General features: G+C 47.5%; 20 protein-coding genes and 1 riboswitch. Of the genes, 16 read left to right on the top strand and 4 right to left on the bottom strand.

Going from position 1 to position 23,941, the window contains the following annotated elements; genetic code table 11:
• The first annotated feature begins 107 nt into the window (after positions 1-107).
• The 9 genes from erm (at position 108) to B9N86_RS23215 (ending at position 9,953) form a co-directional block, all read left to right on the top strand.
• Entirely contained in the window at positions 108-974 is an 867-nt protein-coding gene (erm, locus tag B9N86_RS23255; protein ID WP_244562816.1) for a 23S ribosomal RNA methyltransferase Erm, read from the top strand.
• A gap of 52 nt (positions 975-1,026) precedes the next feature.
• Positions 1,027-1,863 carry a GNAT family N-acetyltransferase gene (locus B9N86_RS23250; protein WP_208915493.1) on the top strand — a complete coding sequence of 279 codons (837 nt, stop codon included), beginning with the start codon at positions 1,027-1,029 and terminating at the stop codon, positions 1,861-1,863.
• Between the two features lie 196 nt (positions 1,864-2,059).
• Positions 2,060-2,692, top strand: a complete 633-nt coding sequence (locus B9N86_RS23245; protein ID WP_208915492.1) for a TetR/AcrR family transcriptional regulator — start codon at positions 2,060-2,062, stop codon at positions 2,690-2,692.
• 24 nt (positions 2,693-2,716) lie between these two features.
• Positions 2,717-3,256, top strand: coding sequence for a GNAT family N-acetyltransferase (locus B9N86_RS23240; RefSeq protein WP_208915491.1), 540 nt, complete (start codon positions 2,717-2,719; stop codon positions 3,254-3,256).
• Between the two features lie 297 nt (positions 3,257-3,553).
• Positions 3,554-3,711: riboswitch (FMN riboswitch) on the top strand.
• 129 nt (positions 3,712-3,840) lie between these two features.
• Positions 3,841-4,824, top strand: a complete 984-nt coding sequence (locus tag B9N86_RS23235) for a DMT family transporter (RefSeq protein ID WP_208915490.1) — start codon at positions 3,841-3,843, stop codon at positions 4,822-4,824.
• 224 nt (positions 4,825-5,048) lie between these two features.
• Positions 5,049-6,056, top strand: a complete 1,008-nt coding sequence (locus B9N86_RS23230) for a LacI family DNA-binding transcriptional regulator (RefSeq protein ID WP_244562815.1) — start codon at positions 5,049-5,051, stop codon at positions 6,054-6,056.
• A 203-nt stretch (positions 6,057-6,259) separates the two neighbouring features.
• The gene (locus B9N86_RS23225; protein WP_208915489.1) at positions 6,260-7,669 is read left to right on the top strand and encodes an ABC transporter substrate-binding protein; all 1,410 of its coding nucleotides are present in this window, start codon (positions 6,260-6,262) and stop codon (positions 7,667-7,669) included.
• Between the two features lie 112 nt (positions 7,670-7,781).
• Positions 7,782-8,864 carry a carbohydrate ABC transporter permease gene (locus B9N86_RS23220; protein WP_208915488.1) on the top strand — a complete coding sequence of 361 codons (1,083 nt, stop codon included), beginning with the start codon at positions 7,782-7,784 and terminating at the stop codon, positions 8,862-8,864.
• Entirely contained in the window at positions 8,865-9,953 is a 1,089-nt protein-coding gene (locus B9N86_RS23215; protein ID WP_208915487.1) for a carbohydrate ABC transporter permease, read from the top strand.
• Positions 9,954-9,991: 38 nt separating this feature from the next.
• On the opposite strand, the gene B9N86_RS23210 is transcribed toward B9N86_RS23215, so the two are convergent.
• The gene (locus B9N86_RS23210; RefSeq protein WP_208915486.1) at positions 9,992-10,210 is read right to left on the bottom strand and encodes a hypothetical protein; all 219 of its coding nucleotides are present in this window, start codon (positions 10,208-10,210) and stop codon (positions 9,992-9,994) included.
• Entirely contained in the window at positions 10,207-10,725 is a 519-nt protein-coding gene (locus tag B9N86_RS23205; RefSeq protein ID WP_244562814.1) for a YobA family protein, read from the bottom strand. Before B9N86_RS23205 ends, B9N86_RS23210 begins: the two co-directional genes overlap by 4 nt.
• A gap of 261 nt (positions 10,726-10,986) precedes the next feature.
• Between B9N86_RS23205 and B9N86_RS23200 the strand changes: the two genes are divergently transcribed.
• From B9N86_RS23200 to B9N86_RS23180, 5 genes are all read left to right on the top strand, one after another.
• A complete protein-coding gene (locus B9N86_RS23200; protein WP_210190604.1) occupies positions 10,987-12,345 on the top strand; it encodes an FAD-dependent oxidoreductase in 1,359 nt (452 codons plus the stop codon).
• A gap of 46 nt (positions 12,346-12,391) precedes the next feature.
• On the top strand, positions 12,392-13,684 hold the full coding sequence (locus B9N86_RS23195; RefSeq protein ID WP_241932434.1) for a citrate transporter: 1,293 nt from the start codon (positions 12,392-12,394) through the stop codon (positions 13,682-13,684).
• A 74-nt stretch (positions 13,685-13,758) separates the two neighbouring features.
• Positions 13,759-15,906, top strand: coding sequence for a hydantoinase/oxoprolinase family protein (locus tag B9N86_RS23190; protein ID WP_208915484.1), 2,148 nt, complete (start codon positions 13,759-13,761; stop codon positions 15,904-15,906).
• Between the two features lie 17 nt (positions 15,907-15,923).
• A complete protein-coding gene (locus tag B9N86_RS23185; protein WP_208915483.1) occupies positions 15,924-16,580 on the top strand; it encodes a hypothetical protein in 657 nt (218 codons plus the stop codon).
• Between the two features lie 72 nt (positions 16,581-16,652).
• A complete protein-coding gene (locus B9N86_RS23180) occupies positions 16,653-17,513 on the top strand; it encodes a MurR/RpiR family transcriptional regulator (protein ID WP_208915482.1) in 861 nt (286 codons plus the stop codon).
• Between the two features lie 478 nt (positions 17,514-17,991).
• Here B9N86_RS23180 and B9N86_RS23175 read toward each other — a convergent pair whose 3' ends face one another.
• Positions 17,992-18,288 (bottom strand): hypothetical protein, encoded by a 297-nt coding sequence (locus B9N86_RS23175; RefSeq protein WP_208915481.1) that lies wholly within the window; start codon positions 18,286-18,288, stop codon positions 17,992-17,994.
• Between the two features lie 557 nt (positions 18,289-18,845).
• Between B9N86_RS23175 and B9N86_RS23170 the strand changes: the two genes are divergently transcribed.
• Positions 18,846-19,505 carry an ABC transporter ATP-binding protein gene (locus tag B9N86_RS23170; protein WP_425298619.1) on the top strand — a complete coding sequence of 220 codons (660 nt, stop codon included), beginning with the start codon at positions 18,846-18,848 and terminating at the stop codon, positions 19,503-19,505.
• 12 nt (positions 19,506-19,517) lie between these two features.
• Entirely contained in the window at positions 19,518-22,829 is a 3,312-nt protein-coding gene (locus B9N86_RS23165; RefSeq protein WP_208915479.1) for an ABC transporter permease, read from the top strand.
• Between the two features lie 51 nt (positions 22,830-22,880).
• Here the strand turns inward: B9N86_RS23165 and B9N86_RS23160 are convergent, their stop codons facing one another.
• On the bottom strand, positions 22,881-23,915 hold the full coding sequence (locus B9N86_RS23160) for a hypothetical protein (RefSeq protein WP_208915478.1): 1,035 nt from the start codon (positions 23,913-23,915) through the stop codon (positions 22,881-22,883).
• Between the last annotated feature and the right edge of the window lie 26 nt (positions 23,916-23,941).

The raw sequence follows: 23,941 nt of genomic DNA, 5'->3' as shown, positions 1-23,941 counted from the left end.
GTAAGGTACAGAACATTTATGCCCTTTCATTTTTTGTGAAATGAACAAGGGTTATTTGATCTGTACCTTTTTCATTCTCTCATATACGAATGAATGAGGTGCTTTTTGTGTTAAAAAATAAAAAAATCCGCGGAGCAAAGTTTGCGCAATCGCCGAACTTTTCTTCGCAGCATCTGTTAATCCACAAGCCGCTGATCTATGAAATGATCCGCCTTGCACATATAAACTCGAACGATACGGTTATGGATATTGGTGCAGGCACGGGAGCGATTACCCTTCCATTGGCTGAAAAAGCTGGAAAGGTGCTGGCCGTCGAGAACGATCCCGTCTATGCCGAGAAGCTTGCCCAGAAGACGAAAGATATATCGAATATCCGGGTAAGACAAGCCGACTTTTTGCAGATTGATCTTCCAAGAGATCCGTTTTCGGTCATATCGAATATACCGTTTTCCATTACGACAGCCATTCTCGACAAGCTGCTCGGTTATCCAGGCGTGCCTCTAAAGTGCGCTATCCTCATTGTTGAGAAGGGGGCAGCCAGGAGGTTTACGTCGGTACCGATAACTGATCCACGCATATTGAAATGGAGAATGTGGTTTGAATTCCAGATCGTACGGACCGTCTCTCCTGAACATTTTTCACCTCGTCCGAGAGTGGATTCGGCCGTGCTGATCATCCGCAAAAAGAAAAATCCAGCGGTGCTGCCGCAGGACCATGCCAAATTTATGGCACTAGCAGTTCACGGCTTACGTGATCCACGGCTTCCATTCTCTGCAGCATTGGGAGATGTATTCTCACCTGCACAGATCACAAAGCTGGCAAGAGTGCTTAAGCTGGAGAGGAATGTGTCTATTTGTACGCTCAACGAGCAGCAATGGGGGGAAGTATTTCTTTCCATGATGCGGCATGTAGAATCTTATCGACGACCAAGATTACGAAATAACGTTTCACCAAAAAATAAATATAGGCGATAAACATCAGGTTTTGCGGGATGAGTCGGCCTTATGATAAAGGACGTGTATTCAAATGTTTTTAATAAAAGAACGTAATGAAAAATTGGGTGAACAGCTGCTTCGTATGGACAGTGATGCCATGTTTGGAGGAGTTGTAACGGGACATAATCCCGGTAAAGTGTGGGTGGACGATCGTGATCATCCTTCATCAGCTCTCGTCTGGTCGGGAGGTTTGGAGAGTTTTTGTTTTATGGGGTGCCCTTCATCGCGAATATCAAATGCGACCTTGGAAAGGTTGATAGACAATGAGATCATTCCGTTTCTGAAAGAGAAGGATACTCATTATTTTGAGTTTTCGGTGGATAGTGAGGGGTGGCAGTCGATTATCCAAGATACGCTTGGTAACCGAGGGATGAAAGACAGTTATCAATATGTATATAAAACGGATCCAATTGCCGGGCAGTATCAAGGCAACGGAAACCCTGTTTTTCCGGAATCATTTACGGCTGCCAGGTTAGACGCGCAGCAGCTTGATGAATGGGAACGAAATGGAGCGGGAAATGCTGACTTTTTAGTTCAGTATATTGAGCAGTATTGGGGGACAGTGAGCGATTTCTTAGCTGAAGGACACGGTTACGCTGCCATTACTGACCGTAATGTTATCGCAAGTTTGGCCATATCCTCTGCGAAGTTCGGAATGACTCATACTATTGGTGTAGAGACATTGGAGGACTATAGGCGCTTGGGGCTGTCGAGCTCGCTTGTGAAACTACTGTTGAACGATTTCCATGAGCATGGGATTATGGCATGGTGGGACTGTATGGACAGTAACATCGCCTCGCAAAAAACAGCGGAAAAAGCAGGCTTGGTAAGAACGCATCGTTATAAGATATACTGGTTTACGTTTTGAGGTGAATTTGAAAAATAAACGGACTCGGACTGCTCGATTTTACTTTGAGCAGTCCGTTTTTTTTTTCTGAGAAAGCCATATTGTCATTTGAATTCAACTGCAGCTCGTTCGTTCTTGAAAACCGACATCAATGTCGGTTATAATCAAATTCATAAAACGACATTCATGTCTAATTTGTAAAGGGGTTCAGGAAGAGATGTCTCCGAGAGTGAGCGAACAATACAAGCAGCAGAAAAAAACGGACTTGCTGAAGGCGGCAAAACAAGTGTTTACTGCCAAAGGGTATCATCGCGCTACGATGCAGGATGTGATGGATGCAGCTGGAGTGTCCAGAGGGGCGCTGTATGCCTATTTTGACAATATTGAACATGTCTATGTAGAGCTGCTTCGGTTGGAGGATGAAGAAGATGCTCTGTCTTTTCAAATCGAAGATGGCACACAGACGTACTGGAAGCAGCTGACGGGATGGCTCTTAACGCAGCAGAAGGGGATGGAAGCTGGAGAGCCATCGCTTGCATTGGCTAATGCCGAGTACTTTTTGTCGTTACATTATCGAACGGATTCAGGAAACGAGAGTTACATGAACATGCGTTACCAGAGACTAATTGAGGTATTAACCTCATTTTTTCAAAAAGGAGCTTCGCAAGGCGAATTCAACCCAAGTGTGCCCATCGGTCATATTGCTCGCTATCTTATTTCATGTATGGATGGAATCGTACTTAATACTGCTCGCCTGGGTCATGACATAACAAAGGTAGATGAACAGATGGAAATGCTGGTGTTTTCTTTGAAGTCCATGTTGTTCCGGGACGGATATAAGGGAGATTGAACATATTAGGAAGGAGAATAAGCAATGCTATTTGAATCTGCTAGAATTAAATTCCGCAAGATGACAACGAATGATGTGCAGATGTACAACCAATGGAGAAATGACCTTGAGGTCATGACAACGACCAGTCCTTCACTAGATTTGTTTACTGAGGAAGATACACACGAATTTGTCAGCCATGTGATTTTGGGATCTGACACTTCCAAAAGCTATATCATCCTGGACAAGCAAAGCGATCGGCCGATTGGCATCATTTCTCTCATTCAGTTGGATTACAAAAACCGCAATGCGGAGTGTATTATCGATATTGGCGAAAAAGACTACTGGGGCAAGGGCTATGGAACCGAGGCGCTCCGATTGCTGCTGGATTATGCATTTTTGGAGCTGAATTTGCACAGGGTCTCTTTAAGGGTGTTCTCTTTTAATCAGAAAGCGATACACTTATATGAAAAAATAGGGTTCAAGCATGAAGGGGCTTCCCGGCAAGCGATCTTCCGGGACGGTGCATGGGGCGACATTGTCCAGATGGGGATTCTTCAGCATGAGTATCTGACAGCTAGATAATACGCACCGTTAAGCAGGCCATACGGGGAACGTACGAATATTTAAAAGGGACCTATCGACCATAGTGTTGTAAATAAATAGAGAATTTTTATAGTGGTAACTTATCGATATTTGCTGTATAATTCTCAGTAACAAACTTATGATATGAAATTATCATGATTTTCTGCAAAAAAAAATGTATTTACATGAAACTATTCGTGATATAATTTCAGTGTGATCTTTGTATCAGCGAATTGTCCTAAATTTTAGTATCATAAGTTCAAGTTAATCATGCATTACAAAATATAATAAATGAATATGGATCTTCGGGGTAAGGTGAAATTCCTAACCGGCGGTGATGGTGCGTTACTTGTGAACGTGCTTTAGCCCGCGACTCGCTGTTTCGAGATTGAGATGGCGACTGACTTGGTGTAATTCCAAGGCCGACGGTATAGTCCGGATGGGAGAAGATCAAACATGAGTTTGTCGCGGGCTTTTTTAAGCTTTCGGCAGGCTTATTTGGTCAGCCCCCGTATCTTTCGACATAGTCGATTACGGGGGCTTTCTGCTGGTAAGACTCCGTATTCAGGACAGGAGACAGCAAGATGGAAAATGTAAGCTCAAGTGTTAAGGTGCAGCCGACCTCAACGGCGAAAGGGAAAAGCAGCTTTAAAGGTGGATTTTGGCTGGTTGTATTGGGAGCGGCTCTGTGGGGTGTAGATCCCCTGTTCCGGATCATTCTTCTGAAGAATATGACTTCCTCTCAGATCGTACTGCTTGAACATGTTATTATATCTCTTATTGCGATACCGGTTATCTGGAAAAATCGTCACGAGTTCAAGAGTCTCGGTTGGCGGCATGTTGGTGCGCTGCTCTTCATATCATGGGGCGGCTCGGGTATAGCCACCATCCTGTTCACGATGGGACTGACGAGCGGGAACCTGAACGCCGTGCTATTACTGCAGAAGCTACAACCGTTATTTGCCATTATTTTGGCCAGTCTGCTACTTAAGGAAAAGCTTCCACGTCATTTTTCAGTTCTCTTTATCTTGGCACTTGGCGGTACGTATTTACTCACCTTCGGATTCACGCTTCCGATTGGCCATTGGAGCGAGTTTATACAGGTCGGAAGTCTGCTCTCACTAGGTGCTGCTGCACTGTGGGGCGGATCGACAGTGATGGGACGTTTGATGGTCGGTCAGATGAAATATGAGACGGTCACGTCTCTGCGGTTTGTTCTGGCTCTTCCACTGCTCAGCGTCATTACATGGAGTGAAGGAGCAGCATGGAATTTGCCGGCTGCCGGAACAACGGATTTTGCCGCGGTTATGCTTAATCTGATCGGTCAAGCACTGCTGCCGGGATTGCTTAGTCTGCTAGTGTATTACAAAGGACTTACGACAACGAAAGCGTCGGTAGCGACGCTTGGGGAGCTGAGCTTCCCAATGGTAGGGGTGCTGATTAACTGGATCGTGTTCCGCGAGGTTATAACTTACGCTCAAATTACGGGCTTCCTGCTGATCTGGTTCGCACTGTTTATGATCTCCAGACAATCAGATTCCAGCTCTCTGGCGGGAGAGCAGGGATAAGAATATGTGTATGAACAAGCTGTCGAGGCAACTCGGCAGCTTTTTTTCATCCGAGGGCTCGTAACAGTGTCATCTCTGAGAAAAAAAAGCAGGCCGTCCCATGACTTCATCCGTGGGTGACCTGCCTTAAAACTTTTTATGAAAGCGCTTTAAAAATATATTGCTAATGACTAACTACCTTGCTATAATCGCCTTGAAAAGGTTTTCAGAAGAGGATGTTTAATATGATAAAATCAACGATCCGAGATGTAGCCCGAATGGCGCAGGTGTCTATAAGCACCGTTTCCAGAGTTATGAATACACCGGACTCTGTGGCGGAGAGTAAACGAAACAGGGTACTCGAGGCCATTGAGAAGCTGCAGTATCAGCCGAACTCTTTTGCACGCGGCCTGATCTATAAGAAGTCCTTTACACTGGGCCTGCTCATTCCCGATATCGAGAATTTTTACTATACCGGGATTATACGGGGAATGCAGGATGCGTGCATTAAATTTGGTTACAGCTTGATGATATGCAATACGGACCGCGATAAGGACCGGCTTCTCTCGTATATTGACACCTTTCATGAGAAGCAGGTCGATGGGATTGTATTTGCCAGTGATGTCCTGTATCCCGAATATTACGAAAAGCTGGTCCGTACCAAAATACCTGTTGTTCTCCTGTCCACACATTCGGATGAATACGATATCCCTTGTGTGGAAATCGATGACGAGGCAGCGGCTTACGATGCGGTGAAGTTCTTGATCGAGCTTGGCCACCGGGAAATCGGAATGATCGGGTTCAATCATGACAATTCGATTTCAGGGCCTCCCAGATATGAAGGCTTTGCAAGGGCGCTAACGGAAGCGGGCCTAGAGCGTAATGTCGGGAAGATTCGGTTCGCAACACACCGCTTCGAGCACGCCTATGACGCTGCGCACGAATTGTTTACGGATTATCCGGAGCTGACCGCGGTGTTTTGTGTAGCCGATGAATTTGCCATGGGCGTCATTTCCTACTTAAAGGACCGGAATGTGCTTGTTCCAGGGCAGGTGTCTGTCGTAGGCTTTGACAATTTGCGGATGGCGAATATGTTTATTCCTAAGCTCACCACGATTGCCCAACCGATCTATGAGCTGGGATACCGTGCAGCCGAGAAGCTTCACGAGCTTGCGACCACAGGAAACGTTAGCGTTCTAAGGGAGCGGATGGCGCATAAACTCATTGTCAGAGAGTCTTCCAGGGAAAAATAGCCTTGCTTTTCGGCTGTTTTGAAAAGCTTTTCATATTATAAATATAAACGCTTTTATAAAGGGTTCAAGCTTGGTTTGACATAGCCATTCGAAAAGCTCTATTAAGGAGGTGATCCGCAAACTCCTGATCTTAGAATCTCATAAATTGGACTGTAAGGGATGTCAGTTTTCCAACATTTATTTCAAAGGGGATGTAAGGAAATATGAGAAAAGCTGCAAAATCCAAAATGTCACTGGTGATGGTGCTCCTGTTATCCTTTGTAATGATACTGAGCGCCTGCGGAGGATCGGGTGAAGCGGGACCTACAACAGAGCCACCGGCGCCAAGCAATAACAGCAATGAAGGGAACAAGGATACGGGTACGGATGCAGCTGAGGGATCGCCGCTAGAAAAAGCGCTTAAAGGGGAGTACAAAGGCACAAAGGTAACGATGTACGGGCCTTTTGTGGACGTGGACCAGAAGAAGTTCGAGGAAAGCATTAAGGACTTTGAGGAAAAAAGCGGCATTGACATCCAGTATGAGGGCTCGAAAGAGTTTGAAGCTACGATCAACGTCCGCGTAGACGGAGGAAACGCTCCGGATATCGCCGACTTCCCTCAGCCCGGCCTACTGGCTTCAATCGCCAAAACCGGCAAAGTCATCGACCTGACCAGTGTGCTGGACCAGGACAAATTGAAAGGCAACTACAACCAAAGCTGGCTTGATATGTCCATGATGGACGGCAAAGACGGTAAAATTATGACCGGTATCTGGAATCGCAGCAACGTGAAGAGCCTGGTCTGGTATCCGAAGAAGCAATTTGAGGAAGCCGGTTATAAGGTTCCTGAGACTTGGGATGAAATGATGCAGCTTACCGAGCAGATTGCCAAGGACGGCGATCCGGCGTGGGCAATCGGGATCGAGAGCGGAGCCGCTACAGGCTGGCCGGCGACAGACTGGATTGAAAATATTATGCTTCGTACGACCACACCGGAAAATTACGACAAGTGGGTGAAGGGAGAGCTTCCGTTCACTTCACCGGAAGTCAAAAACGCATTTGAAATCATGTCTAAAATTTGGATGAATCCTGATTATGTATACGGCGGCAACAAATCTATCGTTACCACATCATTCGGGGATGCCGTGAAGCCGATGTTTGATAATCCGCCTAAAGCCTGGTTTAACCTGTTGGGCAACTTTATTACAAGTTTCTTCCCGGAAACCGCCAAGGTGGATGAAGACTATGACTGGTTCTATCTGCCGCCGATTGATGAGCAGTATGGCAAGCCGGTGCTCGTAGCAGGTGATATTTACGCCATGTTCAACGACCGTCCGGAAGTCCGTGCGGTAATGGAGTTCTTCACAACCGGTGAATCCATTAAGACATGGATACAGTCCGGTGGCGTCATCGCCCCAATGAACGATGCTTCGCTCGATTGGTATTCCTCTGAATCCGACAAGCGGATGGCGCAGCTTGTACAGGATGCAACGACCTTGCGTTTTGACGGCTCGGATCTGATGCCGGGTAAAGTAGGTGCGGGCACGTTCTGGAAGGGGATGACCGACTACGTGAGCGGAACGGCCACTATGGATGAAGTGCTGGAGCAAATCCAATCCGGCTGGAAGAACTGACGAATTAGAGATAACAGCTGTAAGTTTGGTATGACAAAAAGAGGGGCAGTCGTTTGGCAAGAAGGTCTGCCTCTCTTTTTGCATCCTTCAGGTCTATTTAGGAGGTTATTCAATGAACACACAAGCCAAACGGGGGATCAGCCTCAGAGCAGTGCTGCTCTTTTTGGGCGTGGTCGCCGCCAACATCGTAATCAACGGCCTGATATTTATGTTCTTCCGGGATTCCACGCTTAATCCGCTTCTCACGGCATTTTTCGCTGTATTGTGGGGGATTCTCGGGGTTTACCTTATCTATTACTCCCTGAGCTGGGCGGTTGAGCAGTTTCCGGATATGGTGCGGAGGAGGGTGCTGCCGTATATTTTTGTAGGACCTGCAGTTATTGTTCTTGGATGGCTGCTGGTGCTTCCGGCGCTGCGCACCTTTTATTTAAGCTTTTTTAATGCATCTTCTGATAAGTTCGTCGGTCTCGGCAACTACATTGCAATCTTCAGCGACCGGCTGCTCGCGACGGCTTTGCGTAACAACCTGCTGTGGGTATTCGTCGGAACCTTGTTCTGCGTGGCTTTTGGGCTGCTGATTGCCATTCTTGCAGACCGGAGCAGTTATGAGCGGATTGCAAAATCGATTATTTTCATGCCGATGGCCATCTCTTTTGTGGCCGCTGGCGTTATTTGGAAGTTTGTGTACTACTATCAGCCGGGAGATGAGCAGATCGGTCTCCTGAACGCCATCGTCACCGCTTTCGGCGGTGAACCGCAGGCATGGGTTAGTCTGCTGCAACCGTGGAACAACTTTTTCCTGATTATGATCCTGATCTGGATGCAGACGGGATTTGCGATGGTGATCTTTTCGGCCGCAATCAAAGGGGTGCCCGAGGATATTCTGGAGGCGGCCAGGGTGGACGGTGCCGGGGAAATCCGGATTTTCTTCAAGATCATCATTCCATTCATCTCGACAACCATTCTTACCGTCACGACCACGATTATCGTGTTTACGCTGAAAATTTTCGACGTGGTCATGGTCATGACAGGGGGCCAATATGGCACCGAGGTGGTAGCGACGCAGTTTTACCGACAGTTCTTTATGTACCGGAATTTCGGTTACGGCTCAACCCTGGCCATCGTGCTACTGATTGCCGTTCTTCCTGTGATTTACTTCAACCTACGTCAATTCCGCAAGCAGGGGGGATTTTAAATGGCGGGCAAAAAGAAAAGAAAGGGCAATTGGATCGTCAATTTGGTCCTCGGCGTCATCTGCATCATGTGGCTGCTTCCGACTCTGGGACTGCTGGTCTCGTCGTTCCGTCCGGCGGCGGATATTATGCAATCCGGCTGGTGGAACGTGTTTCCGCATCAGGAATGGAAAACAGCGGATACGATCAAGCTCTCCAAGGATATCGATCTCCGGGAACCGATTGAAGTGAATGGGAAGACCTTCAGCGATGATCAGTTGAAATCGGGTGTCATGGCGGAAGACAGCCGCCTGATCTGGCAAAACCGGCGCGCTCGTGAAATCAGCGTGCAGGAGCAGGGCTGGGTGGGCAGCTCTGAGCTGACGCTGGACAACTATAAAAATGTGATCAGCGGCAAAGAGTATACGATTAAGAACGCCGACGGCAGCGAAACGAAGGACAAAGGCACGGGCTTGTCCCAGGCGTTCTGGAATACGCTGACGATTGCAATCCCGGCAACGGTTATTCCGGTGCTTATCGCATCCTTTGCGGCTTACGCCTTTGCCTGGCTGCGGTTTCCGGGACGCAAAACGCTGTTTGTCCTGATCATCGCGATGCTGGTCATTCCGCTTCAAGTCGCGCTCATTCCGGTGCTTAAGGATTACACCGCGCTCGGGCTGAACGGCACGTACCTGGGAATATGGCTGGCGCATACCGCTTTTGGTCTGCCGCTCGTTACCTATTTCATGTACAACTTTATCAGCCAGCTGCCGAAGGATCTATTCGAATCGGCTTTTATGGACGGTGCGAACCATTTTACGATCTTTAGTAAACTGATTCTTCCGCTGTCTGTTCCGGCCCTTGCTTCCATTGGGATTTTTCAATTTCTGTGGGTATGGAACGACTATCTGGTGTCGCTCATTTTCATCGGCAACCAGCCGAGCGTGCAGGTGATGTCCATGAAAATCGCCGATCTGGTCGGTTCCCGCGGCAACGACTGGCATCTGCTTACCTCAGCCGCTTTTATATCGATGCTCATGCCGCTCTCCATCTTCTTCCTGCTGCAGAAGTATTTCGTGCGCGGCTTGATGGGTGGTTCGGTGAAGGGCTAGGCGGGTAATGGTGTAATGCGGGCAGTTAGTATTACATTTTACGATAACGTGAGCTCGGTAACGGATATATCGGCATGCGCGGCACCGGTTGCGAAAGAGGTGTCCTGCTGAACCATTTCATACAGCAATAACAAGAATATAGATCGTGATCCTTGGCGTTTATGCCCTTTATCATGGTCTATTTGTGTTGTGCAGCCATAAGCTTGTATGGATTGGACGTATTCGCGGAACGTCCCGTGTCTTGGTGGACCGTTCATTCCGAATTCTGTTTTTCGTCTATAATCTGTACGTTCAATTCAGCTTCTCCTTGTTTGATATGAACAATCCAAATATCCTTTTCAGCAATATAATTTACTGTTTTTATAACAGGAACCTCTGCGCTACTCAATCCTTGTGACGTCAAAGCTTTACGAATGACCTCTGGCTCGGTCAAGTTTGCGTGTTCCGGTTGACTGCTTGGCACAACAGAAACTTGTTTAGCTTTCGATTTTCCCGGGTAGGATTCCAGCACCATATCGTACCACACCTGCACCTTTTGGCCGATTGAAATGTCTTTTGGAGCATTCGAAAACCAGATCGCATTATAGAATTCTTTCACACCGCCTGTTGAGCTGTAATCCTTTGGCACACTGCTCACGACAAGGATCTGGTCGTCCGCTTTCCCTACGACATATCCTTCAATCCCCGGTTCAATAGCAGTCGTATCCGGATTATAACCGATTAACGATAAGCTGAATAATAGCATGATTACAGTGATTATTAATTTATTCAATTGTTATGCCTCCCCGCTCTATGAAACCGATTTATAATATAAATCAAGCATTTCTACTGATATTGACGTCCTCTTTTTACAGAAAGTTGCTGTTCTGAAAAATAGTTCATACACCCCTTCACTCATGATGGAAAATCATTTTCTGAATTTCCGGATATTTAGAAAAATATTTTCCTGAAAGCATTTACATAATCCAAGTGGTCTGTTACTCTAAGGTCAAGAAATCATCATACATCATTACCAGAAGGAGCGAATATGGAAATGGAGAGTATGCAAAAGTATGACGTTGTCGTAATGGGCGGAGGCATTTCCGGGGCGATGGCTGCGGTTGCGGCATCCAGCTCAGGGGCAAAAACATTGATTGTTGAATCCCACGGGTTTTTGGGAGGGACGCTTACCGCGAACGGCGTCGGTCCGATGATGACCTTTCATGCGGGTGAGAAGTTGGCGATACAGGGATATACCAATCAGTTGATTGAGCGCTTGAAGAAGCTGGGCAAATCACCGGGACATATTTTTGATACCGTCGGGTTTACGTATTCGGTAACTCCATTTGATGCGGAGGCCATGAAACATGAACTTGAGCTGATGGTGACCGAGAGCGGCGGAGAGATTTTGTATCACACGATGTTGGCAGGAGTGAAGACAGAGAATGGCCGGATCGTTAGCATAACAGTGTGCAACAAGTCGGGGCTGAGCGAAATTCAAGGATCCGTATTTATCGACGGTACGGGAGATGGAGACTTGTCTGTTGGAGCAGGTGCGGAGTTTACAAAGGGAAGAGAGTCCGACGGGGCGATGCAGCCGATGACTTTGAAGATGAAAATGTACAATGTGGACATTCCGAAGGTTAAAGAATACATCCATAGTCATCCCGATGATTTCCCACTGTACAACGGAGATACATCAATCATAGAGAAAGCGCCGCGACTGTCGGTTGGCGGGTTTGACAGCCTGTTCAAGGAAGCCAAGGCGAAGGGTGAAATCTCCATCCCGCGGGAAAATATCCTCTTCTTCGAGACGAACAATCCAGGTGAAGTCATCATGAACACGACCCGTATACTGGGTCATGACGCAACGGATGCGATGAGCCTGAGCCAGGCGGAGATGGTAGGTCGTAAACAATGCCGTGAGCTTGAACTGTTTGTTCGGAAGTACATTCCAGGCTTTGAGAACGCCGTGGTGGAATCGACCGGTCCAAGCATCGGTGTGCGCGGTTCCCGGCAGATTAAGGGAGTGTACACACTGACGGTTGAAGATTTGATGGAGCAGCGGTTGTTCGAGGATACCATTGCACATTCAGGTTACCCTGTTGATATTCACAGTCCGGACGGGGAAGGAACGAAGCATCAGAAGTTGGAGTGGGGCGGTATGTACAGCATTCCTTACTCCTGCATGATAACAGAGTCCGTAAGGAACCTGATCGTAATCGGACGTTGTATCTCGGCAACATTTGAAGCACAGTCTGCGATGAGAACGACACCGACAACAGGTGCCATCGGTCATGCCGGGGGTGTAGCGGCAGCGATTGCTGCCAAGAGCGGAGTTGACGTACAGGATGTCAATATCAAAGAAGTACAGCAGAGTCTTAAAGAGCAGGGTGCTTTTCTGGAAATTTAGTGATAACTCGTTATAAGCAGTAACCATATCGAGAGGGGAAATTAAAGTGACAACTTTAATGTGGTTTCAAGCCATCGGCATTTTACTCGTCTTCCTGATCTTTGTAGGATTGATGATGACTCGGAAACTTCCGACAATTCTGGCTTTGCCTTTAATGGCTGTATTGTTTGCGGTCATTGCGGGCGTTCCTTGGATGTCTGATGATCCGGAAACGGCTACAATAGCAAAAACGATTTTGTCAGCCGGATCTATGAGATTGTCTGGTGCGATTGCAGGCCTCGTGTTTGGTGCCTGGTTCGGACAGATTTTGAACAAAGTCGGTATTACAAAATCGATTATACGTAAAGCAGCTGAACTTGCCGGCGACAAACCGGTTCTGATCGCGGTCTTGTTCTTTGCGACCGCATCGATTATTTTCTCCGCAGCAGGCGGACTTGGTATGGTCATCTTGGTCGGTACGATCGTCATTCCGATCATGCTTACCGCAGGTATATCCCAGTTTGTCGCTTCGATCGTCGTTCTTTCGGCTGTCGGGGTGGGGGCTCTGTTTAACGTCTCCAACTGGGCTGTGTATGTGGACGTTCTCGGCCTTTCCGTTGCTGAGATTGCTGACTACACACTTGTAGCGGCTCTGCCACTTATATTTATTTCACTAGCCATGATTATTTTCTACATTAAAAGAGACGGCAAAGGCCGTAAGGCATGGGCTATGCCAAACGCTACTGGCGGAGAAGGAAAGAAAGTTCCAACCATTGCACTGATCAGCCCGATTGTACCGGTTGTTCTCGTATTTGCCTTTAAGCTCGATATCGTACCGGCGGTTGTTATCGGTGCTCTGGTAACCATTTTACTAACATGGCCTAAGCGTCCAGTTCACGTACTATCCAGTGCGCTGGTGGAAGGGATTCAGGACATTGCTGGAGCGATGGCGCTGATGATCGGTATCGGTATTCTCTTGAACTCTGTTATGGCGCCGCAGGTGTCGTCGCTCATCTCGCCTCTGATTGAAGCGGTTCTGCCGACGAACCCGATCATGTACGTTCTCTTCTTTACTCTCTTGTCACCACTCGCTATTTATCGTGGACCGCTGAACGTATGGGGCCTCGGAAGTGGTATTGCTGCCTTGTTCGTAACGGCTGGGATGACTCCGATTGCTGCGATGCTGGCGCTGCGTGTAGTGAGTAACGTGCAAGCGGTTTCTGACCCAACGAACTCGCACAACGTGTGGGTTGCAGACTTTACGAAGAGTGACATTAACGAAATTTTGAAAAAGACACTGCCTTGGATGATGGTTGCCGTACTCATTTCGATGCTGATCGGATCATTCATGGTCTTTTAAATCCGGCACATGAACTCGGGCGGGGCGTTGCATAGCATGTGCGAACCCCGCCTGTTACTTCAGGAGGGAGAACAATGGAGAGAAAAAAAGTAAGGGTAGGCATTGATGTCGGGGGCACGTTTACGGACGCGGCTGTTATTGATAATGAAACGTATGAAGTTATAGAGAAAATGAAAATTCCGACCACTCACCACGATGAAGACGGCGTGGCGAAGGGGATCGTGCAAATTTTGAATAAAATTTTGGCTAGCCGGGGAATCCTGCCAGATGATGTAACGTTTATCGCTCACGGAACAACGCAAGCAACGAATGCGCTGCTAGAGGGGGACGTGGCATCTGTCGGTATTATCGGAATGGGTTCCGGTCTCGATGGTCTCAGTGCACGCTCGGAGTCCAACCCGGGTGATATTGAGCTCGCCCCAGGAAAGTATTTGAAGACGTATCATACGTATGTGGATTCCAAGGAATTAAAGGATGAGCAGATTGAAACGGCAATCGATGATCTTGTGAAGCAGGGGGCGGAAGTCATTGTGGCTTCCGAGGCCTACAGCGTAGATGACCCTGCGAACGAGCTGCGTGTCGTGGAAATTGCCAACCGTAAAGGGATTTATGCAACTGGCGGACATGAGATTTCCCAGCTTTATGGGCTTAAGACACGGACAAGAACAGCGGTCGTCAACGCTTCGCTCATACCGAAGATGATGGAGACGGCCAACATGACGGAGAAGTCCGTCAAGAACGCCAACATTAAATCACAGCTTATGATCATGCGTTGTGACGGCGGGGTTATGAGCATTGATGAGGTGCGCAAGCGGCCGATTCTGACGATGTTGTCCGGGTTGGCGGCCGGGGTGGCCGGTGCGCTCATGTATGAGAAAATCTCGGACGGCATTTTCTTCGAGGTCGGCGGTACCAGTGTCGACATTTCCGTGATCAAGAACGGTAAAGTTATGATCAAGAACGCTCAGGTAGGTGGACACCGGACTTACCTTCAATCGCTTGATGTGCGTACGCTTGGTATTGCGGGGGGCAGCATGATCAAAGTGGCGGGCGGCAAGATCACCGATGTAGGCCCGCGAAGCGCGCACATTGCCGGCAAGGAATATGAGGCTTTCGCTAAGACGGAGGATATTGTAAATCCCAAGGTGAAGTTTGTTAGCCCTCGGCAAGGTGACCCAGCAGAATACATTATCCTTGAGAGCGAGAACGGTAAAGATTACTCTTATACATTGTCCGGGGCAGCCAACATTCTTGGCTATATTCCGGAAGGCGATTATGCACAAGGGAATAAGGAAGCGGCGGTAAAGGCTTGGGAAGCGCTCGCTGCCCATGTCGGACTGAGTGTGGAAGAAGCCGCCAGACAGGTCATGAACATCGCAATCGATAAAACGATGAAGACGGTTAATGAAATGATTGAGGATTATGAACTGGACCGTTCTTTTGTTACGCTGGTAGGCGGCGGAGGTAGTGGCGCGGTTCTTGTTCCTGCGATGGCGGAGCGAGAAAACATGAAGAGCAAGATTGCCAACAATGCTCCGTACGTGTCCACGATCGGCGTGGCTCTGGCGATGGTAAAGGAACAGATGGAACGGACGGTTGTGAATCCGACGGAAGAGGATATTAAGCGGATCAGGGCCGAAATTATGGAGCGCATCGTTAAATCAGGTGCGAGCGAGGCTACGGTTGAGGTTACGATCGAGATTGACAGCCAGAAAAATATTTTGCGCGCTGTCGCTACAGGTTCGACCGAGCTCCGATCGAAAGATTTAGGCAGTGAGGCAATGTCTGATAGTGAGATGGCCGTCATCGCAGCCCAATCGGTGGATCAGTCGCTCGAATCGACGAAGCTTGCGGCGAAAAGCGGCCGCTGGAGTCTTTTTGCAAGTGAGAATATGAAGAAATCGTTCTTTGGTTTGATTAAGAAGAAGTCCAATGCGGTAAGCGTTCTGGACCGAGAAGGCGTTGTGCGTTTCAAGAAGGCCAACGTGCAGTACACGAAGCTTACCAAGTCCCAGTCTCAGGGCAAGCTTAGTGAGTTTTTGGACGATAACACGATATATTCGGATGCGAATGCAACGATTCCAAAGGTGTTTGTATTTTATAAGGAAAAAATGTTGGATTTGACAGGGATGCAGACGAAAGAGCAGCTCATGTCGATTCTGGAGATCGAGACGGAAATGCTGCGCGGGGAAGATGAAATGATCGTAATTGCTTATCAGTAGGAAAGGGGCGGGAAGGGATGACGGTTCGGGAAGGAATACTATCTGACGAGATTATGGCATGTGCGGAGCTGGAACAGGATCCTCTTTTTCATAAAATACCGAAGGACAAGATCCCGTACTATGTGTCAACGTCGCTTGCCAGAGGCAGAGAGGCAGCAGCGCCGTATATCGGAAGGGATATCCGGGAGCTGTGTCAGGCTGAAGGGCTGCGCTATGAAATCACGAACCGTTCAGGAACCTTCCACAACGTATCGTTCCGCGCACAGATCGATTTTGCCAAGAAGACGCCGGAAATTATCGTGTACTCTGCATCCTTGGCGGGGATGAGGCAGGCCTATCAAGAGGTGGTGGGAACGGATGCCGAGGGTACGGAGCTGGATAGACTGATTGATATCCATCTGGCACACGAGTTCTATCACTACCTGGAATATAAAACGGGGAAATTCACGAATGAAGAGCTTGAACCCATTGAGGTATTCAGGTTGGGGCAATTCTTTGTAAAGCGCTCAAGTGTAGTAAAGACCAGCGAGATTGCGGCACACGCCTTTTGCAAGGAAGTGATGGGGCTTCCCTGTCTGCCGAATGTGCTTGATTATGTCTACCTGATCCAGAGCAATACGCTCTCCGAAGAACAATTCGGACAGCAGGTTATCTCTTGGAAATCCTGGATGTAGCTTTATTAATACCTTACTCGGTGTGATATAATGGATTGTGCTAGTTCCATAGGTAGATCAGGAGGAGGTATCATGTCTTCACAGGTTCCGGCTGTCATAGCAAAAATAGTATCGCAAACGCAAAAATTAACATACGGGGAAAATCAGATTGCTAATTTTGTTATCCACAATCCCGAATTTATTACACGCAACACCATTACCGCCATCGCTAATGAGATCGGTGTATCAGAGACAAGCATCAACCGCTTTTGTAAAAAGGTTGGGTTCAAGGGGTTTAACGATTTCAAAATTGCTTTTGCCCAGGATGCGTTCTACCGGGATATGCAGGCGAAGAAAAAAGAGAGACGGGAGATCAACGCAATTGATGCCCTGGCTCTGGACTATAATGAACTGATCGTAAACACCTCGGCGCTCATTACGGAAGAACAGCTGAACCGGGTGGTTGAGCTGCTGAAAGGTGCACGGAGGATTTTTTTGGTCGGCCTGTTCGATTCCTTTCTGGCGGCGATCGCTTTAAAGAACCGGTTGGCGATTATCGGTATTATGTCCGAAGCGATCAGTGATAGCCGTGCGATGAAGATTGCCGCTTCCCAGTGCAGTTCGGAAGATGTGATGATTGCGTTCTCACGTTCAGGATCAACGAAGGAGATTATCGACGCGGTATCTATCGCGCAGGTCAATCAGGCCAAGACGATTGCAATTACCTGTTACGATTCATCGCCGATTACGGAGAATGCCGTCGTCGACATTATCGTGCCGGATAAGATCTCAGTCAGCAACAGTGCGCTGATGTCCAACCATATCACGTTCCTGTTCGTTGTGGATCTGATCATGAATATATTCATTTCCTCGGACAAGAAATATTTGAAGAAAAAGCTGGATAGCGAGGCCATTCTGGCGAGCGACCAATCGATTACGAATTATTTCTTATAACTGAGAAGGGGGTGTCCCAAAAGGTCTATTGACCTGGGACCCCCCTTTGTCTGTTGTAAGACGCTGCGTGTACGATAGTGATTAGTACGAGACTATGCCCTAGGCGGAACGTATTCCGGACTCACATTCCGCTAATTGTTACAATAGACGAGTTTTGCCATCGTTACGGACTGAGAATCCGTTATTTCTTCAAAACATACCCAATTCCGCTTGAATGGCGCAAATAGCGGCCTTTCAGTCCGCCGCCTACTTTTATAGACGAATTTGCTCTAAATAACTGAAAGTGAGTCCGTTTCGCATGTGGTCGACCGCCATTAATATCATCTTGTTGAGGAGTAGTCATGGTATTTCGATTTTTTTCTGGCTATAAATTTGTGCGTATACAGTTAAAGCGCCTCTCCCAGCATGGAATACTTTAAGAGAAGCGCTTTTATTAATCAAATATGTTTGAATCTATGATTCTTCCATGTTACCCAACTTAAGAAATATAGTTTTGTAACCACCAATAATCCTCTGGCTCTGTCAGCATCTCAATCCCTAATCCACAGATCACGATCGCAATGCCAAACGCCACATGAACAACTTTGTCGCTCAGCCTGGTCTTTTCAAAGAGATAAATTAACAGAATAACGAGCAGAGGGTAAGCCAACTGCTTCAACCAAGACTCCGGTGCGAGTATGTGGATCAGCTTTGAAACCGGAATGGAGAGGCCGAGGGTGAGTATAAACAACGGAATTCTTAGCTTTATCCTCATCCGGTCATTTTTAGGTTTCATCCGTAATCATCCTCACTTATATGCAAATAGATTAGAAAAGGTCATTGTGGAGATGAGTCTACTAATAGTAACGCGTTTTTTTACAAAATGTTGCTTTTCAGGAATTATTATATTCGGTGAACATTCAAAATTTCTATTAATAAATGAAATTAAGAGATAGAAGAACTTCAACGGAGAAGCGGAATTATTCTGGAGAAACGCAAGTGGTCGCCCGAAAGCTTTCCTCAGGAAAGCTCGCATCGGAAGCATAAACTTTCCCCGCATTTCAACGTTAAATAAATTCATAAAAAAGAAATCTGGGGGCAACAGCGATCGTAAGAATAATCCGTATTCCGTAGTGATGCTCAGGCTAAAAAATTTTAATTCAACTTCTCGAAAATCAGAACATTGTGTGACCATGCCGGTTTCAAAGGCTTCTGCATTTTTATTGGTTGATTATTTTTGTTACACTTGGTTACAAGTTGAAGTTATGAGAATGCCAGAGAAGCTATTAACCATAGAGGGGAGTGGGTAGAGTGGCATTTGTTTCTATTAAAAATGAATATAAACGCTATCAGATGGGGGAGACCACCATTGTAGCAAATGACGGGATTGATTTTGAGATTGAAAAAGGTGAGTTCGCAATTATTGTAGGTCCCAGCGGCGCGGGCAAATCTACAGTACTGAATATATTGGGAGGCATGGATACAGCAGATGAAGGGCAGGTTCTTGTGGACGGTACAGACATAGCCCGATTTAACAGCAAAGAGCTTACTGGATACCGCCGAACGGATGTTGGATTTGTGTTTCAGTTTTACAATTTGGTGCCGAACCTTACGACAAAAGAAAATGTTGAACTCGCTTCTCAGATTTCCCCACGTGCTTTAGATGCGGAGCAGGTACTAAGAGATGTCGGGCTGGGGGAGCGGCTGAACAATTTTCCGGCACAACTCTCCGGTGGAGAACAGCAGCGAGTGGCGATCGCAAGAGCACTTGCCAAGCAGCCGAAGCTGCTCTTGTGCGATGAGCCGACTGGAGCACTGGACTATAACACAGGTAAGCAGGTACTGAAGCTGCTACAGGATACATGCCGTAATACCGGAACGACAGTTATCGTTATTACCCATAACTCGGCAATCGCGCCTATGGCTGACCGGGTCATTGAGATCAACAATGCAAAGGTCCGGAAAATCGTGCAGAACCCGAATCCGGTCTCAGTCGATCTCATCGAGTGGTAAGGAGCTAATGAGTTGAAAAAAAGAGCATTATGGAGCGATATTTTCCGGGAAATATGGCGGACCAAGGCGCGGTTTCTGTCCATTTTTGCCATTATCATACTTGGTGTCGGTTTTTTCGCAGGAATTAAAGCTACTGGCCCCGACATGTTGAATACTGCAGAACATTATTATAAAGAGCTTCGATTGATGGATTTGAAGGTGCAATCTACATATGGCCTGAGGGAAAAGGATATTGCTACCCTTGAAAAGGTCCCTGATGTTTCGAAGGTGCAGCCTGGTTACAGCGCGGATGTTTTTTTAGATGACAGCGGACTTATTGCAAAAGTATTCTCCTACCAGCAAGACAATCATCTTAATCGGTATAAAGTAATGTCAGGCAGATTGCCACAGTCATCCGGTGAAATTGCCCTTGATGATAACGGTAAGTTGGGAAGCCTTTATAAGCTGGGGGATACGATTACCTTTACGAATCCGGACCCTGAGGCGGATCTGAAGGAGATGTTCGGTAAGGTGAGTTATAGGGTAGTCGGAACCGTCAGAAGTCCCATGTTCATAGGGAGTATGGGGCGTGGGAGCAGCAGCATTGGGAAGGGTACGGCTGATGTATTCGCAGTTGTCCCTGAAGAAGATTTCAATCTGTCTGTGTATACCGAGGCTTATATAGACTTTAAGGATACGGCAGCTCTTGCACCCTATACCCCTGAATATGATGATCGTATCGAGAAGCATAAAGAGCAAATTGAGCAGGCGCTTAAGGGACAGCCTGAGGAGCGTTTGAAGGGAATTCGGGATGAGGGGCAGGAGAAGCTGGATGAAGCCCAGCTGAAAATCGATGATGCCAAGCAGCAGCTCGCTGATGCTCAGCAGGAGCTTGCTGATGCCAAAGCTGAACTGGATGATGGACGCCGAAGCTATCAGGAAGGCGTAGATAAGCTGCAATCGGAGCTGGCGAGCGGACAAGCGAAGCTGGATTCGGCGGCTAGAGAAATCGAAAAAGGCAAGGCAGATTTGGAGCGTAACCGAAAGCGTATCGCCGACGGCCAAACTCAGATCAAGTCAGGCCAAGCCAAGTTAGATGCCCAAAAGAAAACATCCGAGCCTCAGCTGGCACAAGGGCAAGAGCTGGTTAAATCACTGAAGCAGATTGCGAAGCTCCCGCCCGATTCGATAGCTGCGGAACAGAAGCAGCAGCTTATTGCCGCTTCGGGAGCGGCGGATACGAGGCTAGGGCAGGCTGTCACCGGATATTTGAACGGTGCGGTGGATGCCACAACATTAAACGGTGCGACCGCCTCTTTTGAGCAGGGACTGAATCAGGGGGCTCAGAAGCTTCGATCCGCCCAGCAGGAGCTGGACACCCGGAAGAAACAGCTGGAAGAAGGACAGGCTCAACTTCGTGCCGGTGAACGTGAACTGACGGAAGGGGAGGCCGAACTTAGACAGGGCCAATCGAAGCTTGCAGTGGCAAGGAAGCAGGGAGAAGAGAAGCTGGCTTCAGCTAAGGCGGAGCTGGATCAAGGGCAAGCCGATTATGATAAAGGACTTGCTACTTATGAGGAAGAGAAGCAGAAGGCCGACCGAAAAATCGCTGACGGGCAAAATGATTTGGCCGAGGGACAAAAGGAGCTGGATGAACTCGAGCTTCCTAAGACATATGTGCTTGACCGCAGCATCAATCCGGGATACACCGAGTATAGTGATAACGCGGACCGTCTGGCGTCTATCGCAACCGCATTTCCTGTATTCTTTTTCCTGATTGCAGCATTGGTCAGTCTGACAACGATGACACGTATGGTGGAGGAGCAGCGGCTGCAGATTGGAACACTGAAAGCGCTCGGATATAACAACAGAGATATTATGAAAAAATTTCTGGTGTACGCCACACTGGCTAGTGTTACGGCAACCGCCGCTGGATTGGCTATAGGGTATACTCTCTTTCCGAATATTATCTTTAACGCTTACGGCGCTTTATACAACTTGCCGAGTATACGGACAAGCTTCTATACGAGCTACAGTGTTATATCGGTTGTCGTTGCACTGCTATGCACAACGTTGACCGGGCTTATTGCGGCAAGAGTCGAGCTTCGGAGCAATGCCTCCGTACTCATGCGGCCGAGAGCGCCGAAGAGTGGGCAGCGTATACTGCTGGAACGGATAGGTTTTATATGGAATCGCCTTGGATTTACAGGAAAAGTTACAGCACGCAACCTGTTCCGTTATAAACAGCGTATGTTTATGACCGTATGCGGTGTGGCAGGCTGTACCGCACTTATCCTGACAGGTTTTGGCTTGAAGGATTCGATTGGGGATATTGCGCCGCTGCAGTTCGGCAAAATTATGAAATATAATACGATGGTCGCGTTTCAGGATGACAGCAGCGAGCAGTTGAAGCAGGAGTATAACAAGCTGATTGATAATACGCCGGAACTAACAGGTGTGTTAAATGTAATGCAAGACGCGATGACAGTTTCGGCTAAGGGTGTCAACAATCAGGATGTAACACTGTTTGTTCCAGAATCACCGGATAAGCTTTACGATTTTGTGACGCTGAAGAAGAGGGAATCGGATAAAAGTGTGCCGCTGACTGATCTAGGGGCTGTAGTTACAGAAAAGCTGGCCAGACTTTACGATGTGAAAATCGGAGATATGCTGACCATCCAAAACAACAACAATGATCCATTTGAGGTTAAGATAGCAGGTATAACGGAGAACTATGCTATGCACTATCTGTATATGACGCCTGCATACTATGAATCGCTCTTTGGTAAAGATCCGGAAGTAAACACACAGCTGTTGACATACAAGGATACCAGTTCGGAGTGGGAGGATGCTTTTGGCGAAAAGCTGACCGCAAATAAACGGGTTGGCATGGTGAGTTTTACGAGCGGAGTAAGCAGCGCTTTTGAAGACACTATGGATAGTATGAATGTTGTTGTAGTCGTGCTTATCATATCTGCAGCAGCTTTGGCTTTTGTTGTACTGTACAACCTGACCAACATTAATGTGTCGGAGCGGATTCGAGAGCTGTCCACCATTAAAGTGCTGGGCTTTTATGATAAGGAAGTTACCATGTACATCTACCGGGAGAATATGATTCTGACCGTGCTCGGCATAATCGCAGGCAATTTCCTCGGGATATGGCTTCACGGGTTCGTGCTGCAAACAGCTGAGGTGGATGCTATGATGTTCAGTAAGACCATCGAGTGGATGAGTTACGGCTATGCTGCCGCGTTGACTCTGTTGTTCTCGGGTATCGTAATGCTGTCCATGCATTACAAGCTGAAACACATCGATATGATTGAAGCGTTGAAATCGGTGGAGTAGAAAATGGGGCTTCCCAGGTCAATGGACCTTTAGGGAGAGCCCCTTTCTCTATTATTTAATCAACTGCCGGAACGCCCGATTCAGAATATGGGTCATCTGCATCATTTCTTTTTTAGTGTTATAAATGCCGGTTAACAGCATTTCTCGCTCGATTTGATGCTTGAATTCCAGAAACAGTTCTTGCGCTTTGATCAAAATGTCTATCGTTGCGACCTGATCGCGGTTGTCGTCTGATTTCAGGTAATGAATCAGGTTTACCACCTTGACGATGTTTAGAGCAACAGCCTCTTGAGGAATCTGGCTCAGTATTTTACCAACGGCATCCAAGGCGACCACACCGAGCAGACTGCTACCGCCGACAAGCACAGTCATACCGCCCACCATCCCGACGCCTGCAGCAATCGATCCGCCGCCGAGCATTGTGAGACCTGTTGTCGTGGCCGCAGCACCGGAAAGGCCAAGTAATCCTCCAACAGCGGGCGCGATGACGGGCAGGGCGAGTACAGCCGCAATCGATCCGACACCCACGAGGTCAGTGATGCCCCATTTGAGCATTTTTCCGCCTTCATCTTTAATATCTTTAAAAAACTTTTCCGTATCTTTATAAATTTTTTTGCCCCATGGGCCGAATCCGCACAGGTGGGAGATTTTATCGATATGAGCTTCAAAGTTGGTTTCCTCACCGGCATCTTTGAAGTGATCCATATCGTAATAGATCGGTGTATGTATGACTTCCTGCATGATGAGAAACAGCTGTATCCGGCCTTCGGCCGTTGCGTTCAGCTGCTCAATTGCAGCATCCCTAAGAATTTCCGGTAGCGGGATCAGGTTTTTGGCTTCCCAGTACGCCTTCCATTCTTCTTTTTTACGGATTCGTTCAAGCATCTTGGAGGCTGCATGGTTCTTATGTGCCTTGTTCAGTGAGTGAAGGATACCGTTCTTTTGCGCGATATTCTGCTGTTTTTCTTCAATAACTCTGAGTCCATGATATTCATACGCGAGATCTTCATCCATCCGAAATTGGACCAACTTCTGGATCAAGATGTATCCATCTTCATTTAATGTGAATATCTGCGGTAGTTTCATTGCATCATCTTCTTTCCGAGTTGCTA

It is taken from the genome of Paenibacillus uliginis N3/975, assembly GCF_900177425.1.
Classification (GTDB): Bacteria; Bacillota; Bacilli; order Paenibacillales; family Paenibacillaceae; genus Paenibacillus_AQ; species Paenibacillus_AQ uliginis.
This window is presented reverse-complemented; position numbering and strand designations above follow the sequence as displayed.